At 39.7% G+C, this 24,354-nt stretch carries 24 protein-coding genes; 17 read left to right on the top strand and 7 right to left on the bottom strand.

From position 1 onward, the window contains the following. The first annotated feature begins 198 nt into the window (after positions 1-198). The 3 genes from FD50_RS04065 to FD50_RS04055 all read left to right on the top strand — a co-directional run bounded on the left by FD50_RS04065 (position 199) and on the right by FD50_RS04055 (position 2,855). On the top strand, positions 199-879 hold the full coding sequence (locus FD50_RS04065; RefSeq protein WP_056960463.1) for a DUF4867 family protein: 681 nt from the start codon (positions 199-201) through the stop codon (positions 877-879). Positions 880-950: 71 nt separating this feature from the next. Continuing rightward, a complete protein-coding gene (locus tag FD50_RS04060; protein ID WP_054757189.1) occupies positions 951-1,907 on the top strand; it encodes a hexose kinase in 957 nt (318 codons plus the stop codon). Positions 1,908-1,970: 63 nt separating this feature from the next. After that, the gene (locus FD50_RS04055) at positions 1,971-2,855 is read left to right on the top strand and encodes an aldose 1-epimerase family protein (RefSeq protein WP_056960461.1); all 885 of its coding nucleotides are present in this window, start codon (positions 1,971-1,973) and stop codon (positions 2,853-2,855) included. Positions 2,856-2,993: 138 nt separating this feature from the next. Here the strand turns inward: FD50_RS04055 and FD50_RS04050 are convergent, their stop codons facing one another. Continuing rightward, positions 2,994-3,740: a MurR/RpiR family transcriptional regulator gene (locus tag FD50_RS04050; RefSeq protein ID WP_056960459.1), complete on the bottom strand. Its 747-nt coding sequence runs from the start codon at positions 3,738-3,740 to the stop codon at positions 2,994-2,996. A 137-nt stretch (positions 3,741-3,877) separates the two neighbouring features. On the opposite strand from FD50_RS04050, the gene pfkB reads away from it, so the two are divergent. From pfkB to FD50_RS04035, 3 genes are read left to right on the top strand one after another with little or no spacing between them, the layout of a single operon-like run. Then, positions 3,878-4,810, top strand: coding sequence for a 1-phosphofructokinase (gene pfkB / locus FD50_RS04045; protein WP_056960457.1), 933 nt, complete (start codon positions 3,878-3,880; stop codon positions 4,808-4,810). Positions 4,811-4,867: 57 nt separating this feature from the next. After that, positions 4,868-6,835, top strand: coding sequence for a fructose-specific PTS transporter subunit EIIC (locus FD50_RS04040; protein ID WP_056960455.1), 1,968 nt, complete (start codon positions 4,868-4,870; stop codon positions 6,833-6,835). Positions 6,836-6,853: 18 nt separating this feature from the next. Continuing rightward, on the top strand, positions 6,854-7,840 hold the full coding sequence (locus tag FD50_RS04035) for a tagatose 1,6-diphosphate aldolase (RefSeq protein ID WP_056960452.1): 987 nt from the start codon (positions 6,854-6,856) through the stop codon (positions 7,838-7,840). 394 nt (positions 7,841-8,234) lie between these two features. Here the strand turns inward: FD50_RS04035 and FD50_RS04030 are convergent, their stop codons facing one another. Then, a complete protein-coding gene (locus FD50_RS04030) occupies positions 8,235-9,821 on the bottom strand; it encodes a putative polysaccharide biosynthesis protein (protein ID WP_056960450.1) in 1,587 nt (528 codons plus the stop codon). Between the two features lie 304 nt (positions 9,822-10,125). Here FD50_RS04030 and FD50_RS04025 point away from each other — a divergent pair, with 304 nt between their 5' ends. The 11 genes from FD50_RS04025 to FD50_RS03985 all read left to right on the top strand — a co-directional run bounded on the left by FD50_RS04025 (position 10,126) and on the right by FD50_RS03985 (position 18,806). Further along, on the top strand, positions 10,126-10,842 hold the full coding sequence (locus FD50_RS04025) for a demethylmenaquinone methyltransferase (RefSeq protein ID WP_056960626.1): 717 nt from the start codon (positions 10,126-10,128) through the stop codon (positions 10,840-10,842). A 151-nt stretch (positions 10,843-10,993) separates the two neighbouring features. Further along, positions 10,994-11,989, top strand: coding sequence for a dihydroxyacetone kinase subunit DhaK (gene dhaK, locus FD50_RS04020; protein ID WP_056960447.1), 996 nt, complete (start codon positions 10,994-10,996; stop codon positions 11,987-11,989). A gap of 27 nt (positions 11,990-12,016) precedes the next feature. Beyond that, positions 12,017-12,601, top strand: coding sequence for a dihydroxyacetone kinase subunit DhaL (gene dhaL / locus FD50_RS04015; RefSeq protein WP_056960446.1), 585 nt, complete (start codon positions 12,017-12,019; stop codon positions 12,599-12,601). Continuing rightward, positions 12,598-12,972 carry a dihydroxyacetone kinase phosphoryl donor subunit DhaM gene (dhaM, locus tag FD50_RS04010; RefSeq protein ID WP_056960444.1) on the top strand — a complete coding sequence of 125 codons (375 nt, stop codon included), beginning with the start codon at positions 12,598-12,600 and terminating at the stop codon, positions 12,970-12,972. The genes dhaL and dhaM overlap by 4 nt, the downstream gene beginning before the upstream one ends. Before the next feature lie 13 nt (positions 12,973-12,985). After that, complete coding sequence (locus tag FD50_RS04005; protein ID WP_056960443.1) at positions 12,986-13,693, top strand: MIP/aquaporin family protein; 708 nt, start codon at positions 12,986-12,988, stop codon at positions 13,691-13,693. 213 nt (positions 13,694-13,906) lie between these two features. After that, complete coding sequence (locus FD50_RS04000; RefSeq protein ID WP_056960441.1) at positions 13,907-14,818, top strand: hypothetical protein; 912 nt, start codon at positions 13,907-13,909, stop codon at positions 14,816-14,818. Between the two features lie 103 nt (positions 14,819-14,921). Beyond that, on the top strand, positions 14,922-15,044 hold the full coding sequence (locus FD50_RS12985; RefSeq protein ID WP_261907551.1) for a hypothetical protein: 123 nt from the start codon (positions 14,922-14,924) through the stop codon (positions 15,042-15,044). Between the two features lie 36 nt (positions 15,045-15,080). Then, positions 15,081-15,227, top strand: a complete 147-nt coding sequence (locus FD50_RS12840; protein WP_156653485.1) for a hypothetical protein — start codon at positions 15,081-15,083, stop codon at positions 15,225-15,227. Positions 15,228-15,606: 379 nt separating this feature from the next. Continuing rightward, positions 15,607-16,449 carry a PfkB family carbohydrate kinase gene (locus FD50_RS03995; RefSeq protein ID WP_056960439.1) on the top strand — a complete coding sequence of 281 codons (843 nt, stop codon included), beginning with the start codon at positions 15,607-15,609 and terminating at the stop codon, positions 16,447-16,449. A gap of 99 nt (positions 16,450-16,548) precedes the next feature. Further along, complete coding sequence (locus FD50_RS03990) at positions 16,549-17,043, top strand: ECF transporter S component (RefSeq protein WP_056960438.1); 495 nt, start codon at positions 16,549-16,551, stop codon at positions 17,041-17,043. Between the two features lie 395 nt (positions 17,044-17,438). Continuing rightward, positions 17,439-18,806: an FAD-binding oxidoreductase gene (locus FD50_RS03985; RefSeq protein WP_056960436.1), complete on the top strand. Its 1,368-nt coding sequence runs from the start codon at positions 17,439-17,441 to the stop codon at positions 18,804-18,806. A gap of 95 nt (positions 18,807-18,901) precedes the next feature. Here FD50_RS03985 and argF read toward each other — a convergent pair whose 3' ends face one another. The 5 genes from argF to argC are packed head-to-tail and all read right to left on the bottom strand — an operon-like array spanning position 18,902 to position 24,117. Then, on the bottom strand, positions 18,902-19,921 hold the full coding sequence (gene argF, locus FD50_RS03980; protein ID WP_054757206.1) for an ornithine carbamoyltransferase: 1,020 nt from the start codon (positions 19,919-19,921) through the stop codon (positions 18,902-18,904). Positions 19,922-19,932: 11 nt separating this feature from the next. Then, complete coding sequence (locus tag FD50_RS03975) at positions 19,933-21,084, bottom strand: acetylornithine transaminase (protein ID WP_056960625.1); 1,152 nt, start codon at positions 21,082-21,084, stop codon at positions 19,933-19,935. Continuing rightward, positions 21,059-21,832, bottom strand: coding sequence for an acetylglutamate kinase (argB, locus tag FD50_RS03970; protein ID WP_056960433.1), 774 nt, complete (start codon positions 21,830-21,832; stop codon positions 21,059-21,061). The genes FD50_RS03975 and argB overlap by 26 nt, the downstream gene beginning before the upstream one ends. Before the next feature lie 36 nt (positions 21,833-21,868). Beyond that, complete coding sequence (gene argJ, locus FD50_RS03965; RefSeq protein ID WP_056960432.1) at positions 21,869-23,071, bottom strand: bifunctional glutamate N-acetyltransferase/amino-acid acetyltransferase ArgJ; 1,203 nt, start codon at positions 23,069-23,071, stop codon at positions 21,869-21,871. A 14-nt stretch (positions 23,072-23,085) separates the two neighbouring features. Further along, a complete protein-coding gene (gene argC / locus FD50_RS03960; RefSeq protein ID WP_056960430.1) occupies positions 23,086-24,117 on the bottom strand; it encodes an N-acetyl-gamma-glutamyl-phosphate reductase in 1,032 nt (343 codons plus the stop codon). Positions 24,118-24,354 lie beyond the last annotated feature (237 nt).

Raw genomic sequence — 24,354 nt, 5'->3', positions numbered from 1 at the left:
TTAAATAACTAATTAAATTAGTGCTCTATGTTTGTATGCATACTACAGGACAAAATTAAGGAGGCTGGGTCAAAACGCATATTTTGTTCCAGTCTCTTAGTCTCTCCAACCAATATTTGCAACACTCGGGATCTAGCCTATTGTCACGTCCCCACTAATTTTATTAATAATTATGAAAAATAGAGGTGTTAGAGATAAATGGAAACACTTAATGAATTGAAAATTAAAAATCCGCAGTATAAAATTCAAAATATTGAAGATGCCAGTTTTAAAAGATATGGGATGTGTTATACCTGCTATGCCCTTGCAGAGATTAAGCAGTATTTTCAAAAGAAAGCAAAACTTCCTGCACAAGGAAATGAGTATAACCCTTCCAACTCAGATTTAGAAAAGATGGGGACCATTCAGCAGATAGAACGAGATGTTTTTGCTGGAATGGCAGTGAATGTAGGAGAATGTGTCGGAAGAACGACTTCCTTTTCTGCCGTGGAGTTTCATCAAGGAAGCGAAGTCAATATAATGCTGACGGACGTGGTGATGGTTTTTGGAAAAAGATCAGAAATAAAAAATGGTACTTTTAATGCAGAAAAAGATGCACAGCTGTTTTTCGTACCTGCAGGTAGTGTGATAGAAATTTTTAGTGATACTTTGCACTATAGTCCAATAATGGTTAGAAGCCCTGGCTTTAAAGTAGTGGTGATGGTGTTAAAAGGAACCAATCAGCCGCTTGAAAAAAGTTTTAAGAGTAACAATCCTTGGATAGTGAAGAAAAATAAATTTCAAGCTGCTCATTTTGTTCGTAAAGACAAGCTTGCTTCAGGGGTAGTACAGGGTGTTAGCGGTAAATTAATTAAATTGAAAGCGCTTGATATAAATTAGGTGCTAACCAGTTATTGACAAAGATAATGAACAGAACTTTTTGATCAGCTAATGGAAAGTGGGGTTTTGTTATGATCCTGACAGTTACTATGAATCCTTCAATTGATATGGCTTATTCAATTGAAGATTTAAAAGAAAATACAGTTAATCGGGTTAGTGAAGTTAGAAAAACTGCGGGTGGTAAAGGACTTAATGTTTCTAGAGTTATAAAAATGATGGGGCGTCGCATAGTTGCAACGGGTGCTCTAGGAGGAAACTTTGGGGCTTTTATTGAAGAGCAGTTGGATAAAGAAAAAATTAATCATGCTTTTATTCATATTAAGCAGGAGACAAGAAACTCAATTGCTATTTTGCATGATGGCGGAAAACAAACAGAGATATTGGAAGCTGGACCAGTTCTTACGGCACAAGATGTTTTTCGCTTTTTGGAAAATTATAAAGAGCTTTTGAGCGAAGCAGATGTGGTTACTATATCCGGAAGTCTTCCACAAGGAATAGAAAGTGACTTTTACGCTAAGCTGTCTTCACTGGCTAAGCAAAAAAAAATCAAAGTAATGCTTGATAGTTCAGGAGAATCTTTGAAGCAGACCTTATTAAATAAAGACAAACCTTATCTCATTAAGCCAAATCAAGAAGAGATTAGCGAGCTTTTAAATATTAAGCTTAATGGCAAAGAAAATTCAGAAATATTAATTAAGTACATGTCGAATAAAATTTTTCAAGATGTTGCTTGGATCGTAGTTTCACTAGGTGCAGCAGGCGCAATTGCCAAGCACAATAATAGTTTCTATCGTGTTAAGATTCCCAAGATTCACGTTGAAAATCCAGTTGGTTCTGGAGATGCAACACTTGCTGGGTTAGCGATTGCTATTTCAGAAGGAAAAGATGATGAGGAAACACTCAAAACTGCAATGACCCTAGGGATGCTGAATACTATGGAGAAACAAACTGGTTGTGTAAACAAGAAATTATTTTCGAAATATTTTGGAAAGATTTCTGTAACTAAGTTAGAAGTCGTTAATTTTTAATGATTTCGCAGTCCAGTTATCTAAATGCTGAAGCCTTTCTAAAGTTTCTAAGAGGAGAAATACATGATTCAATTAGAAAATACAAAGTATCGAGTTGGAATAAGTGAATTAGGCGCTGAAATTCAAAGTATTTATAGTTTAGAAGAAAATTTTGATTACATTTGGAATGATAATGGGTTGGGTTTTTGGAAAAGACATGCACCAATTCTTTTTCCAGCGATTGGTCGTTCTTACAATAATGCATACTTATTAAATAATGATATTTATGAAATGCCGCAACATGGTTTTGGCCGTGATCAAAGATTTATGGTTACAAACCAAAGTCATAAAAAGGTTGTATTTGAACTTGAGAATAATGAAAAGACAGAAGAATTGTATCCTTTTGATTTTAAATTGATTGTAGCATATGAACTAAAAGCGGCCGTGGTAAGGGTGACCTTTACAGTGCTTAATCTTGGAGACAAGCCGCTCCCTTTTGCACTAGGAGCACATCCAGGATTTAATGTTCCTTTCAACAACGAAGGAAATTATAGTGACTATCGAATCAGTTTTGATCCAGTACAGGAAAAGTTAAAAAAGTTTGGAATTGCCCCAATCCCATTCCGCAATGGTGAGGTAATACCCCTAAACGAAAGCCAGGATAATACAATTCCCTTGAGTCACCACTTATTTGACAAGGGCTTGATAATTTTGGCTAACCAAGGAATCAAAAATGTTATTCTTTCAAGTTCTAAAACCACACATTTGATTAAAATTACTTTGAGAGATTTTCCTTACGTCGCATTATGGAGTCTGGAAAAAGAAAAAGCCCCGTTTTTATGTATCGAACCCTTTGCAGGGTTGCCTGATATATATGGTAACGAACATGATATTTTCCAAAAGGAAGGAAATACAATTTTGGGAGTTAATGGGGAAAAAACACTCAGTTATCAAATTGCATTAAATTAGCCAATTTAATGCAACGAAGTTAGCCTTTTTGTATAATCCAAGCAAAAAATATTTTAAAAAGCGCTGCGTATTAGAATTTAAAAGAATGTTAGCAATTAAGCTAATGTTCTTTTTTTACTTTGAATTAGCGAGCAACAATTATTTTTTTGTTCGAACAACATACGAATCCATTAAGATTCGAGTCATGATTTGCAGGGGTAGTCGAGAACGAACTTCGTAATCAGGAAAGTAAGTAGTTTCTGATTTAAAACCACAGAAAAGGAGGTCAGCAAGAGTCGCAATTGATGAACTCAAATTGGTTGTGAAAACAATTTTGGTGACTTCTTTTTTCTCCAAAGTTTTTGCAGCTTCAACAAGTTCCGGTGTTTTTCCGTTTAACGAAATGAAAATTGCGACACAATTTGTCGGTATTTTTTTAGCGACTGTCTTAATGATGTTGGGATCGGTTTGTAATTCTGTATATTTGTCAACTAACTGCAATTTCATTTGCAATTCATGGCCGATCGATTCGGATAAACCACGCGCAAAAATATAGACCATCTTTGCGTTCTGAATTTGATGGATAGCATCTTCAATGACATCAATTTCTAAATTTTTGAGAGTATTGTTGAGTTCAGTTTCGTTTTTCATAATAACGGAGCGGATCACACTGTCGGCCTGTCTTAAAATGTTATATTTTGGACCATTTTTTTCTTTACTTAATAATTCATGACGAAAATCAGTATATCCTGAATATCCTTTTTTTTTCATAGTTCGTACGATTGTAGCGGTTGAAACATTGGCATATTCGCTTAATTTAACAATTGACATGTCACCAATTTGATCAATATGGTTCTGAATCAACCCCCACAAATAGTGCTCGGCGCTGCTTAATTTTTTTTCCATTATTTCCTCCTTTAAAAAAGTGTAAACGTTTTTCATAATATAGCCTACCATAATCTGTTCTTGAAAACATTTTCAAAAAAAGATATTTAAACTAAGAAGTATAAAGAAATAATTAATAAAAGAGGAGGAGATGGAAATTGATTTATACAATCACGCTAAATCCAGCGATAGATCTTTTTATTGATACAGAAAAAATGGAACCAAATATAGTTAACCGTACAAAAAAATATGATATTCAGGCCAATGGCAAGGGAATCAATGTCTCGTTTATTTTAAAAGAACTTAATGTGGCGAGTACTGCAGTAGGGGTGGGAAACGGATTTACAGTTAAATATATTCAAGATGAGCTCCAACGCAGTCAGATAGCACATTATTTTGTAGAAAGCCGAGGTATTACTAGGATCAATGTCTTTACACGAGTAAAAAAAGGAGATAAGGAATATAAGTTAGTGAACCCAGGACCAGCAGTTGAACTTGGGGAACAGAAAAAATTGTTGCAGTATTTAAAAGCTAAACTGGGAAAAAATGATGTGATTTGTATTTCTGGCAGCTTTTCGCAAGGAATTGACCCAAAAATTCTTATTAAATTTGCTGAAATCGCAGTTACTAAAAACGCTAAACTTGTTATTGACACAAGTTACCAAGAGGTAATGGATGTGCTTAAGTATCATCCTTGGATTATTAAACCGAATGTAGATGAGATTAAAAGCTGGTTTAAGATCACAGAAACTTTAAACCTTAAACAATTAGCGAAACTAGGGCAAAGATTAATTGATCAAGGAGCACAGTTAGTTTTGATTTCACTTGGAGGCGATGGTGCAATCCTAGTTTCAAGAGATAGAGTGTTTTACGGGAATGCTCCTAAAATAAAAGTTTTAAACACCGCTGGAGCTGGAGATTCAATGCTAGGCACTTTTATCGGTAATTTAAGTAAGCATATTGATACGATAACAGCATTAAAGCGGGCAATTGCAGCTGGAAGTGATGCAGCAAGACAAGAATGGATTACAGATTTTACTACAGCAGAAGAACTGGAGAATGAAATTCAGATTGAGGATATGGCTCTTTAAAAAAATTTAACACGCATAAATTTATGTCGAATTAAAAAAATGAACGGAGGAGTAAATATGCCAAAGTATAACATTGTTGCAGCAACTGGCTGTGCGACTGGAATTGCTCATACCTATATGGCACAAGAAGCATTGGAACAGGCTGCTGCCGAAAAAGGTCTCACAATTAAGGTGGAGACTCATGGGCAGACTGGGGTTGAAAATCAATTAACAGCTGCTGATATTGCAGCGGCTGACGCTGTAGTAGTAGCTGCCGATATTGATGTTGATGCGGATCGTTTTGCTGGGAAAAAGTTGGTACTTGTGCCCGTTGCACGCGGAATTCACGAGCCAAGCAAATTGATTGAGCGCGCACTGTCTTCAGACACACCGATTTATAAAGCCACTCAAGCAACTAAAAAAGAATCAAAGGCTAATAATTTACAGCAGGCAAATGGAAGCGCTGTTACAAAAATATATACATCGTTGATGAATGGTGTCTCACACATGCTGCCCTTAGTTGTAGCTGGAGGTGTTTTGATAGCTGTATCGTTTTTTTGGGGAATCTATTCGGCGGATCCTAAGTCATCTCAATATAATCAATTTGCATATATGCTGAACACGATTGGAAGTACAACAATGAATTTAATGGTTCCAGTCTTTTGTGCGTATATTGCTGAAGCCATCAGTAAACGTTCTGGATTAATTGTGGGATTTGCTACAGGGATGATTGCTTTCAATAACGGAACCGGTTTTCTTGGAGCAATTGTTGGAGGTTATTTGGCCGGATATACGATTATATTTTTGCAAAAAATTTTGAAACCGCTACCTGATAAAGAATTTCGTGGTCTTAAAGCGATTTTTCTTTATCCAGTATTAGGTGTTTTCATTTCGGGACTAATTATGTGGTTTATTTCAACACCAATGAAGACAATTAATGTTGGAATGATGGACTTTTTGAAGGGTATGCAAAATTCCGATCCTTTAATTTTAGGAATTATTGTTGGATGTATGGCTGCTTCAGATTTTGGCGGGCCAATTAACAAGGCTGCTTATTTAACCGGAACTGCTTTATTAGCTCAAGGCAACTATTATTTTATGGCTGGTGTTTCAGCTGCATGTATCGCTCCGCCACTTGCAACCGGTTTTGCAGTTTTAATGAATCCCAAAGCATATTCAAAAGATGAGCGCAGTGCAGGATATGTCAACTTTTTATTGGGTTCGACACATATTACTGAGGGTGCGATTCCCTTTGCTGCTAAGAATCCGTTATTGAATATTCCAGCATTCATGGTTGGAGCTTCTATTGCGGCGGTTTTATCATATATGTCAAAAATTCAAGTTCCTGCCCCACATGGTGGCTTTATTGTACTGCCGCTGGTAAATCATCCTTTTCTCTGGGTCATCTACATTGTTATAGGAGCAGCTGTTTCGGCGGTTTTACTAGCAATTATTGCCGGCCGTCAAGCTAAAAAACACGGTGGAGTTGTTGCAGGTGGAGGAATGGGAATAATCACTGGTGAAGTTGAAGAGAATAGGTCTGAATCAACTTTACAATCAGCTAAAGAAGACCAGAATCAGGAGTTTGACAATGATTTAAGCGAGATTTTAAAACCGGAGAATATTTTTTTCAATGTTTCTGTCAAAAACCAGCAAGAAGCTTTGCGTTATTTAGCAGAAAAGGCAGTTAAGAGTGGGTTGAGTAGTTCTACAGAAAGTGTATTTCAGAAGTACGTTAAACGTGAAGAGGAGGGATCAACAGGAATGGAAAATGGAATCGCAATTCCGCATGCTCAGGATGCTGCCATTAAAAGTTCAAGTATGATGATTCTTAAATTAAAAAATCCAGTTAGTTGGAATACGTTTGATGGAAAACCAGTAGATTTAATTATTTCATTTTTAATTCCTGTTCAAGATAATGGGGCACATCTGCGTTATTTATCAAGTACTGCCAAGCTGTTAATGCATCAAGATTTTGTTGCTAAGCTAAGATCTAGCAAACATAGCGATGAAATTGTGGAACTGTTTAAGAAATTTTCAGTATAAGAAGAGGGGAAAATAAAAATGAATGAAACTAAAAAAGAATGTTTAAAGAAAATAGTTAATGATGATGGGATAATCGCTGCTGTAGCAATCGACCAACGAGGTTCTTTAAAAAAGATGCTGGCTGCTGCAGCAAGCAAAGAAAATAGAAAGCTGGATATTACTGAATTCAAGAAATTAATTTCAAGTGAATTAACTCCGTATGCTTCGGCAATTTTGCTTGATCCAGAATACGGATTACCAGCTTCAAAAGTGCGTGCCGCTAATGCTGGATTGCTTATAGCCTATGAAAAAACAGGGTATGATACAACGACACCTGGTAGGATGCCAGATTTGTTAGCTGAGTGGTCAGCTTTGCGTTTGAAGGAGGCAGGAGCCGATGCAATTAAATTTATGCTGTACTATGATGTGGATGAGGAAGAAAAAATTAATCGTAAAAAACGTGCCTTTGTTGAACGAATTGGGGCTGAAACTGCTAATGCCGGATTACCCTTTTTCTTAGAACTGATGTCATATGATGCAAATATCAGTGATACTAAGAGTAGTGAATATGCACGAATTAAACCGCATAAAGTAATTGAAATGGTTAAGGAGTTTGCTAACAGCCGTTATCAAGTAGATGTGCTAAAAGTTGAAGTTCCGGTAAACATGGAGTTTGTAGCTGGTTATAATGATACCAATACTCCTGTTTATACTGCTGAAGTCGCTGCTTCCTATTTTAAAAAACAAGCAGTAGCAGCTGGAAAAGTCCCATTTATTTTTCTAAGTGCGGGTGTCAGTGCACAATTATTTCAAAAGACTTTGAAATTTGCGGCTAATGCTGGTTCGAATTTTAACGGTGTCTTATGTGGAAGGGCAACTTGGAAGGGGGCAATTGAAGCATTCGCACAAGGCGGTGAGAATGCTGGAAAGCAATGGTTGCAAAGTGAAGGAAAGCAGAATATAGAAGAATTAAATGAAGTTTTAAAAAGTAACGCAACACCTTTATTTGACAAGATTAAGCTATAAAATTTAAAAAATATAAAATGCGAAATAATGAGGTTCGATTTTTACAATACAGTTTTATAAGAAGTACAGAGTTTTTGAAGGGTGTTAGTGTTTAGACAATTTAGGTTTTAAGCTAAATTTGGGAAAATATTGAATGATCGTTAAGTAAGGAAGCTGCTAGCGAAATATACTAGAAGCTTCCTTTTTAGTAGTCATGCTAAAAGAGTGGTAAAAATGGTGAATTGCGTTAAGTTGGTCTATGTTAAAAGAAGTGAATCAGCCAGTAACACTTAAAACACGGAATTTATGGGTGTAATTTATTTTTAAATTATCTGTTAGGAAAATTTTAGCACCGTCATCGATAAGCAATACTTTTAAAGAGCTACTTAAGCTGGTTTCAAAAATAAATGCTGAATTAGTTCGCAGTTTTGTTGGTCTTAAAAACTTTTTCCGTAAGGCCTATTTTTTTAGAGAAGAATAGGTATGCTAGAAGCGTAAGACAGCTAAAGCCACAAGCATAAAGAAAAGCGGTTAACTTGGTGTCAGGAATGTAAAAATGCATACTTCCCAACTTAATAAAAACGACTCCGAAGAAGAATGCCAAGTTAAACAAGCAAATTGAAAATAAAGCAGAAAAATGAATAATAAATTGTTTTCCAAGTTTGTGGTAAGTAAGCAGGCAAATCATCAAAAAAGCAACTGCAGTAGCAATAATTGCTCCCATCCCTTGCAGCCAGTAAACTAACGGAAATTGCAAAATTATTTTCACTAATAAACCGCTTAGTAGATATGTCATTGCCTTTTTACTATAATGCAGGGCCTGTAGGAGTGTTAAGCCATTAATTGCAATCGCCATAAAAACGCTTTGCCAGATATTAAAAAATAGGAAAGCAGCTCCTTGATTACTGAAAAAGTAAAACAAACCATTAATTTCTGGTGACAGCGTGCTTAGAACAATTGTGATCGGTAAAAGAATAAAAAATAAATAATTGAGATTTTCAGATAAAAGTTTTTGCACCCCTTTTTTATCGTTTATTGAGTTTTTAGCAGCTAGTAAAGGTAAGCTGCTTTCGGCTACAGCGGTCGCTAATGCGATCACCAGTGCGGTGATTTTTGCCGGATTGGCAGAAAAAGCTGTATACATATTTTGCGTATACTCGGCGGAAAAGTTTAATAAATTTTGTAAAATTTGTTTGAAGAAAAGCTGATCGATTGTTTGGCAAAGATTGATTCCGGCGCCCACAACCACAAAAGGAATTGATTCATAAGCGATCAGCAATAAAATTTTTTTCAGATTATGCAGATTAGCTTTTTTACTGTTTCTCTGTAATTCACGGTAATTAGGCAGCATTTTGTGGAAATGCCAAATCAAGTATGTGTAACTGGCAAGCGCGCCGATAAACGCAGCGAAAACACTAAAATAGACTGCTACAACGTAACCGACTTGAAACTTATAAATTAAAATATAAGTAGACGATAAAATGAAAATTACGCGCAAGAGTTGTTCCCATAACTGTGAAATTCCAAAGGGTTTCAGATCTTGATTGCCCTGAAACCATCCGCGCAAGACACTCATTGACGGCAAAATAGCGATGGCCGGTGTCATACTTCTGATGGCGGTAATTGAAGCTTGTTGGGAAACAACGGGGCTATTTCTTGCAAAGAAAGGGGCACTGGCGTACAAGCTGATTGCAAAAATAAAGCCTGAAAAACCCATCAAAATGAGTCCAAGCCTGAATATTTTTTTGCTATTTTCAAATTCTTGATTACCATTGTACATGGCAACTCGCCGTGCAATAGCTGAAGGAAAACCAGCCATTCCTAGCGATAAAAAAATTGCATAGATATTATAAGTAGAGTTAAAAAGTGCTTGCGCTGCATTAATATTATGTTCCGATCCCATCATGGATAACCACGGAATTAAATAAATGACTCCTAATGCTTTGGAAAAAGTACTTCCAAATGAAAGCCAAAAGGAACCTGACAAAATTTTTTTGTTCACTAAATTACACCTGTTTTTTAATTTTTATTTTTAATTTCAAGATCGCTTTTCTTAGAAAACTTGTGTTACTCAAATAATAATTTAGACTGATTTTTATTTGAGTAAATTAAGACATGAAGGCATCTAAGCATTAAAAACATTCAGTTTATTTTAGTCTGCTTAGACAAGCATGTAAAGGTCTATTGCCAGTCTTTGTCTTGGTATTGACTTGCTTCGGTGTACAATAAAGCAAGCGGACTTTGTTGAACGTCACTCATCATCAGGAAAGTAGCACAATGAGCATACAGAAAGGTTGGTTTTGCAATTGGTTTTGACAAATAAAACACCCGAAAAACAAGTAAATTCACTGTTTGATCGAGTAGCGCCCCAGTATGATCTGATGAACGATTGGATCAGTTTAGGGACCCAAAAAAGATGGCGCGAAAAAACAATGAAAAAGATGGCAATCAAAGCTGGAGCACAGGCACTGGACTTGTGTTGCGGGACGGGTGCGTGGACTACGTTGTTAGCGCAAGCTGCGGATAAAGAAGGTCATGTGACCGGCATTGATTTTAGTGCTGAAATGCTTAAAATTGCAAAAAAAAAGATACGAGCGGCACAGTTGGAAAAACAAGTAACTTTAGTACAGGGAAACGTCATGAAATTAAATTATCCGGATAATTACTTTGACGTAGTAACAATTGGTTTTGGGTTACGCAATGTGCCGGATGCTAATCAGGTTCTGCGTGAAATGGTCAGAGTTGCGAAACCTGGGGCGATGATTGCTTGTCTAGAGACATCACATCCGACTAATCCAATTGTGACGCTTGGTTGGAAGGGGTATCTGCAGCTGGTTCCACTGATTGCCAGACTTAAAGGAAATAATTGCAGTGATTATAACTATTTGCACAAAACAGCAATCGGTTTTGCAACGCCGCAGCAGTTGAAAGCAATGTTTATTGCTGCTGGGGCACAGAATGTTGAATACGAACTTTTTAATTTAGGCGCAGGCGCTTTACACATTGGATATAAGGTGCATTAAAGGTAAAAAATTGACATGATAGTGAGTCATTTTACTGTTTTATTGGGGCTGTTTATGGTAAAAATTTAGATGGAAGGATGTTTTAGATAGCATTCTTTGTAAGCGTATACTTTTACGGGCTCAAGTTTATTTAGAAGGAGTAGTGAAGGAAATGAAAAAAATTATCAACAGTCCACAAGACGTTGTTCCTGAGATGGTCGATGGGCTTGTACGCTCGTATCCAGAGTATTTGAAGCAGATTCCGGAAACAGAAGCAGTGGTTCGCAGTGACCAAGCATCAATGAAGGGAAAAGTTGGACTCGTTAGTGGCGGTGGCAGCGGACATGAACCGACACATGCAGGTTTTGTAGGCAAAGGCATGTTGAGTGCGGCAGTTTGTGGGCAGGTCTTTACCTCACCAACTCCAGATCAGATTTATGCAGCAATTAAAGCGGTTAATCAGGGTAAAGGAGTTTTTCTGGTAATCAAGAATTACTCTGGGGATGTTATGAATTTTGAAATGGCACGTGATATGGCCGAAATGGATGGAATTGCGGTCAAAGAGATCATTGTTGATGATGATATTGCCGTTGAAAACAGCTTATATACACAAGGAAAAAGAGGAGTTGCTGGCACTGTACTTATGCATAAGCTGCTAGGAGCTGCAGCAGATCAAGGTGCAAGCCTGGACGAACTTGAGACGCTGGCTAAAAAAGCTTTGCCCCATATTAGTACAATTGCGGTTGCATTATCTGCGGCAACTGTTCCGGAAGTGGGGAAGCCTGGTTTTGAGTTAGCAGACGATGAGATTGAATATGGGGTTGGAATTCATAGTGAACCTGGATATCGACGTGAAAAGATCAAGCCTTCCAAGGAGTTGGTGGCTGAACTGCTTTCTAAAATCGATGAAGTTCAGCATTTGGATGCAACCCATCAGTACGCACTTTTGATAAATGGGATGGGCGCAACACCTTTGATGGAACAATATATTTTCAGCCATGATGTTTTAAATAAATTAGCTGAAAAAAACATTACGCCGGTCTTTACCAAGGTTGGAAATTACATGACGTCAATTGATATGGCAGGGATTTCGCTGACTATTTTTGAATTAGCAGAGCAAAAGTGGCTTGAATATCTGAATTATCCAGTTGCAACTGTTGCTTGGTAAACGTAGTAGGCAAAGGAGGAAGCAGGAATGCTGACAGTTGAATTAACGAAAAAATGGATGGAACTTTTTTATGCTCAAATTGATCAGGAAAAAGCGTACTTAAGTGAGTTAGATACTCCGATCGGTGACGGCGACCATGGTAACAATATGAAACGCGGCGTCGATGGCGTTAAAGACAGTTTGGCTAAACTCAAGGATCCAACGCTAAAAGAAACACTAAGAACGATTGCAATGGCATTGATTAGCAAAGTGGGTGGAGCTTCTGGGCCTTTATATGGAACGGCTTTTTTAGAAATGGCGAAAAAATGTGACGAATCACAAGAACCGGCTATCTTGTTTGCAGCTGCGTTAGAGGGAATTAAGAAACGCGGCGGGGCCAAAGAAGGCGACAAGACAATGGTTGACGTCTGGGCCCCAACTGTAAAGGCACTTACTGACGGGAGCTTTGGAACTGAACAAATTAAGCAGGCAGTTGCAAGTACAAAAGAAATGATTGCGCGTAAAGGAAGAGCATCATATTTGGGAGAACGTTCGGTGGGTCATCTTGATCCAGGGGCGATGTCGAGCGGGTATCTGTTTGAGACCTTTATCGCAGCAGGAGGTGTAAAATGACCAAAAAGATCGGAATCGTAATTGTTTCTCATGTACCAGAAATAGCGGCTGGGATTCCACGCTTGCTGGAACAAGTTGCCGCGGACGTTGCGCTTACGTTTGCAGGCGGCACTGACGCAGGAGAAGTTGGAACAAGTGCCACGAAGATTGTGACTGCTTTCGAGCAAAATGAGGCAGCTGAGTTACTGGCATTCTATGACCTTGGTAGTGCGAAGATGAACCTCGAACTTGCAATCGAAATGTCTGATAAAAAGGTTCACCTGTATGATACGGCGCTGCTTGAAGGGGCGTATACAGCTGCCACTCTCTTGCAGGCGGATGTACCGTTGACAGAGATTGAAAAGCAGTTGGCACCTTTGAAGATCAAATAAGGAGGATGGCGATATGGAAGGTTTTTGGGGAGAATTGCTGGGGACAGCAGTTTTAATAATTTTTGGTGTTGGTTGTGGCGCTGGAGTTAACTTGAAGAAGACATATGCGCATGCACAGAATTGGATGTTTATCTCACTGGCTTGGGGTATGGCAGTTACTTTTGGTGTTTACGTTGCTGGTCACTTTGGTTCGCAAGGGCACTTAAATCCTGCAGTCACAATTGGCTTTGCAGTCTTTGGCTTTTTCCCTTGGAATGCAGTTTTTCCATACCTGCTGGGTCAGTTTTTAGGTGCTTTTATTGGAGCGGTAATCGTTATTATTCAGTATTACCCGCATTTTAAAGCCACGAAAACTGCTGCAGATGGCAATATGGTTGGAATTTTTGCAACCGCTCCTGCAATTAAAAATCCAACTTTTAATTTTCTGAGTGAAGTGATCGCAACTTGTGCATTTATCTTCACCTTATTGAACCTAGGTGATTTTACGCAGGGGCTAAAACCTGTGATTGTGGGATTATTAATTACAGTGGTTGGACAAGCGCTGGGGGGCACAACCGGTTTTGCGCTTAATCCTGCACGTGACTGGGCACCTCGTTTTGCCTATACAGTTTTGCCTGTACCAAATAAAACCGATCCTAACTGGTCGTATGCCTGGGTACCTTTTCTCGGACCGCTTGTAGGAGGAATTTTGGCAGCAGGATTGGAAGCTGTTTTAATTTAGAATTTAATTTTTAAGCAGTAATTTTAAAATTCGAGTGGGTCGTTCGCTTTTTCACCTTTGCGATATTAGCGCAGGTTGAAAAAAGCGGGCGGCCTATTTGCATGTGTTTTGAAAAATTGAAAATTAGTAGGGTGCCAGCGGCTAGTTAATGATATACTTTTGAAAGTTAGTTTTTTACAAAAAATAAAAGAGCTTCAAAGCAAGGATAGGGAAATGAACAAGAAAATAGCAGTAATGCTGCTGACAATGGTTATATTTTTATCAGGAGGTTCACTTGTCAAAGCAGCTGAAAGCCAAACAACAGCACTGCAAGTGAGCTACCAAATTGAAGATTTTGACAATAAACAACACTCAGATGCAAGCAATTTTTTCACGGGGAATGCAAAAATTGTTGTTACCCAGGATCGTTATATTGTGACCTTAGATTTAAACAAAGAAGATGTGCTTTCAAGCCTGACTATTAATGGACAACAACTGCAATTACCAGCGAAGACTGAAGCGGGACACACGCCGCAGGTTTCCTTTTTGGTCCAAGATTTCAGTGCTCCGCTTGAAGGTCAACTACAGACAAGCGTTGCAGGACAAGTAAAAAGCGTACATTTTTTAATGATTTTCGATACCACTGAATTGCCACAACCGGCTGCTGCGGCATCATCCGCGGCTGCAATTATCCCTGATAGCAGGACTACGACTGCCCCAACCAGCGACTCAACGATGCAAAGCAGTCAAGCTTCAGCTGTGCTGGAGAGTGAGAGTACAAAAAGCAGTCAGTTGACTAGCACAGTTTTTGCTACAACAGGTAGTAGCACTTTTAAAGCGACATTAGGTTCTGCGATGGCTGCAAAAGTATTTGACAAGCAGGAAGATGCGGTTGTTGCCCAAGCTGAAAGCACGCAAAAAGAAGCGCCGCAGACATTTGCAGTCACAAGTGCCAGTACGCTAGCGAAGGCTGCAGCAAGTTCGACGGGAACCAGTAGTCAAGTAGTTTCAACTAGTACCCAGCAGCGGCAGGCTCCAAAGCAAACTGATCAACAAGACGGAAAGAAACTTTTTTTTATCTTAGCAATTGTTGGCGGACTTGCAATCGGTGTACGGACGTTGTTAACAAATAAACAAAAATTCTGATTAAGCAGGATACGCAGTGTTTCCAATTCATATTACTAGCTATTAGAGATCGCTTTCATCTATAATTAGAATAGAACTTAGGGGAAAGAATGGAGGCGCAGTTGTGAAAAGAACAAGTAATCGAATTAGTTTTTGGACGAAACTGTCTTTGCTTCTTTCTCTCGGACAACTTTTGCTAGCAATTAGCAAGGAGTTAGGTGAAAGGCGCAAACGTAAAGGTCACTAAAAAATTGCGGTTACTAAGGAAAAAGGGGGAATTATTGTGGAAGCTTTGAAGGCAATTTTTAAATTTATGGTAGCAAGTACATTGATCGTGGGGGGCGTTTTGATCGGTGTGACTGTGTTTGCTTCTAAGAAGATCGACAGTTTTGGTGATAAGTTGCAAGATCTTCTTCATAAAAATAATTAGAATTTAAAAAAAGAGAATGTGACATAAGTCGGGAAAATTTTGAGTGCTAACTCGAAATTACGAACATAGCGAGTACTTTGCTATGAGTAATTTGCAGTTAGACGGAGAATTTTGACTTATGGAACACGTTTATCCGGAATAAAAGAGGGGCTGCGACAAAATTTAACTTTTGTCACAGCCTTTTTGTTTGTTATAGCCCTTGCGTAAACCTCAAATTACCGTTCTTCAAAATCCGGTTATGGTACATAATTGTTGGTCCTCAAAGTTTGCTAGTCGCAGTTGCACTTCCACTTTTATTTTTACTTTAATTATGTATACTTTAAAGATAAAAGTAAGCTTGAAGAAGGGTACATGTTTTTTGACAGGAGGGTTAAAGAAGATGGGAGAAACTGAGAAGGGGTATCTAGTGGTGGCAGAAGATCTATCTGCGCTTGGTGGATTATCAACGACTGCTGCATACCCCATATTAGCTGCACAAGATGTGCCAGTTGCGCTCCTCCCAACTGGAATTATGTCAACACAAAGTGAAGGCTTTGGAGTGCCTGTAAAGCTTGCAACCGCTTCTTGGATTGCTGCCACCTTGAAACACTGGCAAGACCAGCACGTGCCATTGCATGGAGCTTTACTAGGCTATATTGACAGTGAAGAAGTTAGTAAAATTTTACATGCGTTTTTGACAAAGGTTCCCTTGAAGTTAGTTATAATCGATCCGGTGCTGGCTGATGAAGGGCTTTTTTATCCAGAATTAACAGCTAATCAAGTGCACCGCACCATTAAATTACTCAGACATGCAGATTTTAGCACTCCGAATGTAACGGAAGCATGTTTTTTAACTGGAGAAAGGTATCTGGAAAAGCCAACTGTGATGCAGCAAAAGCAATTATTGCAAAAAATCCAATTGTTAATGAAACCAACTGGACGTGCAGTCATCACGGGCATTCGCACGGATGATCGGATTGGATGTGCGTGGCTTGAAAATGGTGAAGTAAAACATTTCTTTTTACCTCAGATGAAAGGTCATTTTTATGGGAGTGGGGATGCCTTTGCAGCTGTTCTAACTGGCCAGCTTTGGAATGGAGCTTCACTCACGCAAGCCGTTTGCACTGCGACTCAAGTAACCTATAATGCTTTACAACAAGTTGTACATGCAAAAAGTCCAAGGCAATATGGGTTGAAAATAGCACCGCTGATAAGGGAACTACTTACTAAAAAGCAGAAATAAGCAGTTTACATTATGTTAATTAATGCTACAATAACAGTTAAAATTACAAAATGATTAGTCTAAAATGAGAGTTGTGTTTTGTGACTAGGGGGGCCAAAAATGAAACAAAATGGATTAAAAAGAGTAATCTTGTTAGCAATTTTAATTGCAGTCAATGTGGGTATTGCGCGAATTTTTTTGATACCATTACCCATGACACATGGTAATATTAACTTATGTGATGCTGGAATTTTCATTGCTGCATTATTATTGGGGCGTTCTGCCGGTGCGCTTGTAGGCGGACTTAGCGGACTATTATTAGACTTAATCTCGGGCTTCCCGCAATATATGCTCTTTTCGCTTGTAGTTCATGGACTCGAAGGGTATTTAGCTGGAAGAATTGGAGAACGTGCGACCAAATATTCAGCATGGATTGGTTTATTTGTCGGCATAGTTGTAATGGTTGGCGGTTATCTGCTTAGTGATAGTTTGATGTATACTTTTGCTACTGGGATTGTGGGAGTTCCTTTAAACATCGTCCAAGGGTTTGCGGGCGCATTTGTAGCATTGCCGGTTTACTATCGTTTAGGCAGTCGTGTTTTTAGTAGTAGGTAGCAGCAAGTTTGCACAATAACACTCAAAGAAATTAAGCTACGAACGTAACCTCAACAGGAAGCGTTCGTAATTTGTGCCTTTGTAATTTGAACCTTAGTCTACGGCGGCAAACGCTGACTGTCACAACTAATTGTAATCGTGTTCCAGCCAGCCCCCGCCTATGTCTAAGGCTAAATTACGTGTAACCAAGCCCGGGTTACTTTGTAATTTGAACCTTAGTTTACGGCGGCAAACGCTGACTGTCACAACTAATTGTAATCGTGTTCCAGCCAGCCCCGCCTATGTCTAAGGCTAAATTACGTGTAACCAAGCCCGGGTTACTTTGTAATTTGAACCTTAGTCTACGGCGGCAAACGCTAGCTGTCACAACTAATCATCAGAAAGAAGCGAAAAAAATGGCAACTGAGATTGAAAAACTCGTTTTACCAGATGGAAAACTTGAAACTGAGTTAACAATTAGAAAAGAATATGGACAGAATAAATATACCCAAGAGATTATTGATGGCAATACGCCGGCTGCCGTAGTTCGTGTAAAAAGCATCGCGGATGTGCAGGCGGTTTTGCGCTATGCCAATGAACGAAGAATTGCTGTTACAGCTTTTGGGGCAGGGACCTCAATTGTTAATGGTTCAGCAGGTCAGAATGAAGGAATTGTCCTTGATCTTTCAGGTTTGAATGAAATTATTGAGATCAATATTCCAGATCAATATGCAATCGTACAAGCGGGGGTCTTGAATGGTGTACTCGATGCCCAAGTGCGGCAGCAAGGCTACTTTTTTGCACCTGATCCGGGATCGAAGCCAATCAGTTCAGTTGGTGGGAACATCGCTACTGACGCAGGCGGCATGAGTTCTTTAAAGTATGGGACTACCAAACAATCTGTCATTGGACTCAAAGTAGTACTTGCAGACGGTTCACTTGTTGAAATGGGGAGCCGCTGCTTCAAAGACAATGTTGGTTATGATTTAACCGACCTTTTTGTGGGTTCTGAAGGAACATTAGGGATTATTGTGGAAGCCACTGTCAGGATCTTACCATTGCCTTTTGGCACACCGACTACGGGTTTAGCTACTTTTGCCAGTATGAAGGAACTTAGTGTTGCAGTTGAAAAAATTTCTGCAAGCGGCTTGGCACCTTCTTTGATGGAGGCACTGAATAGTACTTCCATTGAAGCCTTGGATCGACTGGAACAAACAGATTTAGGAAAAGGGAACGCAGCAGCGTTATTAATTTTTCAACTTGATGTAACTCCCCAAGGTGCGGTTGAGGCGCTCAAAAAGATACTCCATGAAAACAATGCACTGCACGTATCGGTTACCACAGAAAAGGACTACGCCCAGAAGATTATCAAAATTCGCCAAGACTATTATCAAGCAGAGGCAGCGTATGGTCGTTTAATAGTTGAAGATGTGGCAGTTCCACTCTCAAAATTACCGGCATTAGCTGAATTTGTTGATCAATTGACATTCCAGACACCAGTCAAGGCTTTCCTCGGCGGACATGCAGGAGACGGAAATTTTCATCCTAATATTGCTATTCCACGTGAGTTAAATGTCATTCCTGCAGATGTTAAGGCGGCTATTAAGAAAATTTTTGCCTATGTTCAGTCAATTGGAGGAACGATTTCTGCCGAACATGGAATTGGTGACCTGAAAGATGAATGGGTTTTGCCACAATTAGGACAACAGTTAGTGACATTACAAAAAAAGGTAAAGCATACGTTTGATCCTAATAATATTCTGAATCCCGGACGTAAGGTCTGAGAATTTTTGTGAAAAATTTAAAAGAATAAAAACAGCTTGCAAAATTCGGACTCCTTGAGTCTTTAGTGATGCAAGCTGTTTTTATATGGATGGAATTATTCAAAAAAATTTGTCGGAATGAAAAGATTTCCAAGAGTTGCGGCCATAATCGCTTTAATAGCGTGCATCCGGTTTTCTGCTTCTGCGAAAACCACGGATTGAGAACTGCTGAAGACTTGGTCTGTAATTTCTAAAGCAGACAGCTTGAATTGAGCTGCCAGTTTTTTACCGACAAGCGTTTGATCGTCATGAAAGGCAGGTAGGCAGTGCATGACAATTGTTGATTCTTGACCGGTTTGCTGGAGAAGCTGCTTGTTTATTTGATATGGGAGTAGTTGTTCAATTCTTTTGGCGACATCGACTTTTTCGCCCATTGAGATCCAGACATCGGTATAAAGTGCATCTGCACCTTTAACGGCAGCAGCTGGATCAGTACTCAGCAGTAATTGGGCTCCGCTTTTAGCAGCCGCTTGGTTTGCCAAGGCCTGCACAGCTGCTGTGGGTTGCAGTGTCGCGGGAGCAGCGATGTGAACGTTCACTCCCAAAAGTGCTCCTGTTACTAAAAGGCTGTTGGCAACATTGTTGCGACCATCACCGACATAGGTCAAAGTTAATCCTTGAAGTCGTCCAAAATGTTCTTTCAGGGTCATAAAATCGGCGATCATTTGGGTAGGGTGCCACGTGTCTGTCAAGCCATTCCAAACGGGAACGCCGCTTTTAGCGGCAAGTTGTTCAACGGTCTGCTGTTTGAAACCGCGAAATTCAATTCCATCGAACATGCTTCCTAAAACAGCTGCAGTATCAGCGACAGATTCCTTACTCCCTAGTTGAATGTCATCTTTACCTAAGAATTCAGGATGTGCACCTAGGTCACAGGCTGCAACTGTAAAAGCGGAACGTGTCCTTGTCGAAGGCTTTTCGAATAAAAGAGCGATATTGCGCCCTGCTAAATAGTGATGAGAGATATTTTGTTGTTTCAAATGTTTTAAATGGATTGCAAAATCAATTAGATAATTTAGTTCTGCTGCTGAAAAATCGGTTTCTTTGAGAAATGAACTTCCAAAAAAATGATTCATATTTTTTCTCCTTACTGACTCACGGTCATATTTTGTAAAACATTCTTGATTATTTCAAGACTTTTAAGCAACTCAGAGCCAGTGATGACAAGTGGAGGCAATAAGCGAAGCGTATTATCACGGGAAGAAAGTGTTAATAATCCTGCATGTTGCAGAGCGGTAATTACATTTTCGACGGGTAATTCCTTTTTCAGGTGAATTCCTACCATGAGTCCTTTACCAGAAAGAGCAGTAACTTCGGCAAGTGGGGCAAGATCTTTTTCAAGATAGTACCAAAAGAAGCTCGCTTTTTGTTGTACTGCCTCAAGAAAAGCGGCGTCTAAAGTTTCCAAAACAGCTGCAGCTGCGGCCATTGCCAGCGGATTTCCCCCAAAAGTTGTTCCGTGGCTTCCTGGACCAAAAGCAGATGCTAAGTTTTCTTTGCCGATCATGGCACCCACCGGTAGGCCATTTGCCAGACCTTTAGCAACAGTAACGATATCGGGATCAAGCTCATAATGCTGATAGGCGAAAAGCTTACCGGTTCTGCCCATCCCACTTTGGACTTCATCGATAATCAGCAATACACCCAAGTCATGGCATTTTTGAGCAATGGCGTGCAGCCATTTTGGATTACCGTTAACAATTCCGCCTTCTCCTTGGATAACTTCTAAAATTACAGCAGCTAGATCTGAGGTGATTTGAGCTAGTGCAGCAAAATCATTATAAGTGGCAAAGGCGATATCTGGCACTAATGGACCGAAACCGGTTTTAATTGTTTCATTGCCGGTTAGCGAAAGGGAGCCATATGTCCGTCCATGAAATGAGTGGTCAAAAGCGAGCACCTTTTTTTTACCGGTGGCCTTGCGTGCTAATTTTAATGCGGCTTCATTAGCTTCGGTGCCTGAGTTGCAGAAAAAGACTTTCTTGTTGGTTCCAACTGTAAGTAATTCGGCAACCTTTTCTTGCAGGCTACTTTCATACAGATTGGAAGTATGCCAAATCTTGTCTAATTGGGAACTGACAGCTTGTTTGACTGCAGTTGCACTGTAGCCAAGATTGCAGACACCAATTCCGCTTGTCAGGTCGAGATATTCTTTGCCAGAATTGTCAGTTAGTGTGGTTTCTTGTCCTTTGACAATTTCAAAAGGAAAACGTTTATAGGTTTGAAAAAGTGAATTCATCATTGTTTACTCCCTCCTGTGTGATCTTTGTTCCAGAGTGATAAAAGTGATCGGTGATTTGAACTTGGTTTACACCAGTATCGACTGCATGAAAGGCGGCTTGAATCTTAGGTTGCATTCCCGTTGTAATGACATGTGCTGCTTGCAAGTACTGTGCAGTTTTACGATTCAGTGTCGGCAAAACTTGGCCAGCTTTGAGGACGCCTGGAACATCAGTCATTAGATAGAGTTGTTTTGCGCCCAGTAGGCTGGCAATTGCAGCCGCCGCACTGTCACCGTTGACATTTAGCCATTGGCCAGCCGTTGAAAGTGCCAGCGGGGCTAAAACACCAATTTGTTCTGCTAAGAGATGTTCCAGCAAACTTGAATTAACTTGAACGATTTTACCGACGAAGCCATAACGTTGCTTATCTAAGAAAGAACCGCGAAGCAGAAACTGGTCGGCAGCGTTTAGACCTAATGCAGGTAATGAATTTACAGCTAATTGCTGGAGCAAAAGTGGCTGTGTTCTTCCCAAGAGGACAAGACGCGTAACCTCAAGTACCTGTTCATCTGTGACGCGAATTCCATTGATTTTACGAACAGGCAGATTCAACTGATGCGATAATTCGGTGATTTTTGTACCGCCACCATGCAATAGGAGGATTTTTTTATTTTGTTTCCGCCAGCATTGAAGCTGCTGAAAAAAACTCGGCTGCAACTGCGAAAGCGTATTTCCGCCGATTTTAATCACAATTAAATTTTCCATTTTCTGCTCCTTTCTAGATAATATTTAAGATAGTGTTTAGCTGCTGTAAGAGGCATTGATTTTAACGTAATCATAGGTTAGATCACAACCCCAGGCCTGACCGCTGGCTTGGCCTGCATGCAGTTCAAGGTTAATGTAGACTTTGTCTTTTTGCAGACTCTGGCTGACAAGTTCTTTGTCAAAAGAAAGCGGCTGGCTTTGTTGGATTAAAAGATGTCCATTTAATGACAAGTCAATCTTGTCGGGTGAAAAGGACGCGGAAGTTGCCCCTAAAGTACTGATAATTCTGCCCCAGTTGGGATCTGCACCAAAAAGCGCAGCCTTAACAAGATTTGAACCTACCACTGCTTTTGCTACCGCTTGCGCTTCGGCAGCAGTTTTAGCAGAGGCTACATTTGCTTCAACTAATTTAGTTGCGCCTTCGCCATCTGCTGCGATTTGCTGGGCCAGGCTTTTTAAGACATGGTGATAAGCGGCTTTAAAGTTAGCAAAATCAGGGGATGTTGGTGTAAGGAGAGGAGTTTTGCTAGCTCCATTGGCTAAAGTGACTACCATATCGTTTGTTGAGGTATCACCATCAACAGTGATCTGGTTGAAAGTTGAAGTCGTTAATTCGCTCAGTAATGACTGCAGTGTTGCAGCTTCAATTGCAGCATCCGTTGTTATAAAGGCGAGCATGGTCGCCATCTTAGGATGAATCATACCAGAGCCTTTGGCAAAACCAGTAATTGTGCACGGCTGGCCTGCAATCTTTATCGTGACGCAACAAGTTTTAGGGTGCGTATCAGTTGTTAAGACTGCACGTGTCACAGTCGTTTTCTTGGTTAACTCAAGCTGCGTGATTCCTTGAGTAATTTTGTGGAGCGGCAAGTAAGCTCCAATTAATCCTGTAGAAGCTACTCCAACTAATTCGGGAGCAATTCCAAGTTTAGTTGCGACAGCTTGTTGTTCCGCCTGGACAGCGGCCACTCCTTGAGCACCAGTGAAGGAATTTGCGATTACACTGTTCATTAAGACACATTGAAGCAGCTGGTTTTGCGTGATGAGCTGCTTTGTAAGTTTGGTAGGGGCTGCACAAAAACGATTTGTTGTATAGACCCCGGCGGCATGTGCGGGAGTCTTCGAATAGATCCAACCCAAATCTGGGCGTCCAGTCCGCAATCCGCAATTAGTGCCATCGCTGTAAAAGTCGTGCGGCCAGGAAAATTCTTGTTCAGTAAAAGTCTTTATTTTTTGCATATGCTCATCTCTTTCTAGGGAAAACTTGGCAATTCTGGTAAACCTGCAGTTTCTGTGAAACCGGATAGTTTATTGAAATTTTGAACAGCTTGACCAGCAGCACCTTTTAAAAGGTTATCGATGGTTGCAACAACTGTGATGGTGTTGGTCTTTGGATTGTAATTGTAGCCAATATCGCAATAGTTCGAACCTTTGACATCTTGAATAGTTGGAAAGCCATGGTTACGCAGGCGAACAAAAGGACTTTGAGCATAAACTTGTGCATAAGCCGCTTGGATTTGTGTCGCGGTTAAACCGGCTGCCGCTTTTGCGTAAATAGTGACCATGATACCGCGCGTGATCGGAATCAGCGTGGTCGTAAATTGAATGGCTGGAATTGCTGCATTCCATTGCTGCAACTGCTGCATAATTTCTGGAATATGTTGATGCTCGTTGATTTTGTATAAGCATGCATTTTCATTTATAAAAGTATAGTGACTAGTAGCGCTTAGTTTTTTACCAGCACCTGAAATTCCAGATTTTGCATCAACAATAATTGAAGTTGGTTCAATTAATTTCTTTAATGCAAGTGGTGCAAGTCCTAGCAAAGTTGCAGTTGCATAACAGCCGGGATTGGCAATGTAATGACCTGGATGAGTGAGGAACTCACTTAGTCCGTACGCAGCTTCTTTCAGTAGATGCGATGGGGCAGCTTTTTTGTGATACCATTTTTCATATTGTGTCGGATCTTTCAAACGATAATCTCCTGATAAATCGATCACAGGAAAATTTTGTGCAATGAACGGTTCCATCAAATTTTTAGTGATCCCTGCCGGAGTTGCACAAAAGAGGCAGTCAGTTGTTGCCATAATATCTTGTGGCACAAAAGGAACGATTGGAAGTGCGGCGTTTGAAAATGCTGGGATTTCATCTGCGAGCAAGCGTCGGGCTGTACTTTGTCCTTCATGACCGTAAAGATCAATTTCTGTAACTTGAGGATGCTGCTTCAATAGCGAAAAAAGGACGGCCCCGCTATAACCGGTAGCACCTAAAATACCAACACGCATTTACTCACCTTCCAGATTCATTTTTTTGAATAAAAATTCAATTTGTTGTTGTTTACTATAACTGATTCAAAATGTGATTTCAATACTTTTTTAATAAAAAAACGTAAAAAAGCTATTTTTATGAATAAATATGACTATATTAGTTAATTAATGTATATTAGATACGAAAAGCTTTAAGCTTAAGGTGCGGATTTATACAGCGTAATTTAAACTAGATTTCTTTTTTAAGGCAGTACA

It is taken from the genome of Liquorilactobacillus satsumensis DSM 16230 = JCM 12392 (assembly GCF_001435195.1).
In the GTDB taxonomy this organism is placed as follows: Bacteria; Bacillota; Bacilli; order Lactobacillales; family Lactobacillaceae; genus Liquorilactobacillus; species Liquorilactobacillus satsumensis.
The sequence above is the reverse complement of the archived record's forward strand: the minus strand, read 5'-3'. Positions and strand labels throughout refer to the sequence as shown.

What these genes read in the sequence shown, in the direction of transcription:
- FD50_RS04065 (WP_056960463.1), top strand. Translation starts at nt 199, where the DNA reads ATGGAAACACTTAATGAATTGAAAATTAAAAATCCGCAGTATAAAATT.
- FD50_RS04060 (WP_054757189.1), top strand. Translation starts at nt 951, where the DNA reads ATGATCCTGACAGTTACTATGAATCCTTCAATTGATATGGCTTATTCA.
- FD50_RS04055 (WP_056960461.1), top strand. Translation starts at nt 1,971, where the DNA reads ATGATTCAATTAGAAAATACAAAGTATCGAGTTGGAATAAGTGAATTA.
- FD50_RS04050 (WP_056960459.1), bottom strand. Translation starts at nt 3,740, where the DNA reads ATGGAAAAAAAATTAAGCAGCGCCGAGCACTATTTGTGGGGGTTGATT.
- FD50_RS04040 (WP_056960455.1), top strand. Translation starts at nt 4,868, where the DNA reads ATGCCAAAGTATAACATTGTTGCAGCAACTGGCTGTGCGACTGGAATT.
- FD50_RS04035 (WP_056960452.1), top strand. Translation starts at nt 6,854, where the DNA reads ATGAATGAAACTAAAAAAGAATGTTTAAAGAAAATAGTTAATGATGAT.
- dhaK (WP_056960447.1), top strand. Translation starts at nt 10,994, where the DNA reads ATGAAAAAAATTATCAACAGTCCACAAGACGTTGTTCCTGAGATGGTC.
- dhaL (WP_056960446.1), top strand. Translation starts at nt 12,017, where the DNA reads ATGCTGACAGTTGAATTAACGAAAAAATGGATGGAACTTTTTTATGCT.
- dhaM (WP_056960444.1), top strand. Translation starts at nt 12,598, where the DNA reads ATGACCAAAAAGATCGGAATCGTAATTGTTTCTCATGTACCAGAAATA.
- FD50_RS04005 (WP_056960443.1), top strand. Translation starts at nt 12,986, where the DNA reads ATGGAAGGTTTTTGGGGAGAATTGCTGGGGACAGCAGTTTTAATAATT.
- FD50_RS04000 (WP_056960441.1), top strand. Translation starts at nt 13,907, where the DNA reads ATGAACAAGAAAATAGCAGTAATGCTGCTGACAATGGTTATATTTTTA.
- FD50_RS03995 (WP_056960439.1), top strand. Translation starts at nt 15,607, where the DNA reads ATGGGAGAAACTGAGAAGGGGTATCTAGTGGTGGCAGAAGATCTATCT.
- FD50_RS03990 (WP_056960438.1), top strand. Translation starts at nt 16,549, where the DNA reads ATGAAACAAAATGGATTAAAAAGAGTAATCTTGTTAGCAATTTTAATT.
- FD50_RS03985 (WP_056960436.1), top strand. Translation starts at nt 17,439, where the DNA reads ATGGCAACTGAGATTGAAAAACTCGTTTTACCAGATGGAAAACTTGAA.
- argF (WP_054757206.1), bottom strand. Translation starts at nt 19,921, where the DNA reads ATGAATCATTTTTTTGGAAGTTCATTTCTCAAAGAAACCGATTTTTCA.
- FD50_RS03975 (WP_056960625.1), bottom strand. Translation starts at nt 21,084, where the DNA reads ATGAATTCACTTTTTCAAACCTATAAACGTTTTCCTTTTGAAATTGTC.
- argB (WP_056960433.1), bottom strand. Translation starts at nt 21,832, where the DNA reads ATGGAAAATTTAATTGTGATTAAAATCGGCGGAAATACGCTTTCGCAG.
- argJ (WP_056960432.1), bottom strand. Translation starts at nt 23,071, where the DNA reads ATGCAAAAAATAAAGACTTTTACTGAACAAGAATTTTCCTGGCCGCAC.
- argC (WP_056960430.1), bottom strand. Translation starts at nt 24,117, where the DNA reads ATGCGTGTTGGTATTTTAGGTGCTACCGGTTATAGCGGGGCCGTCCTT.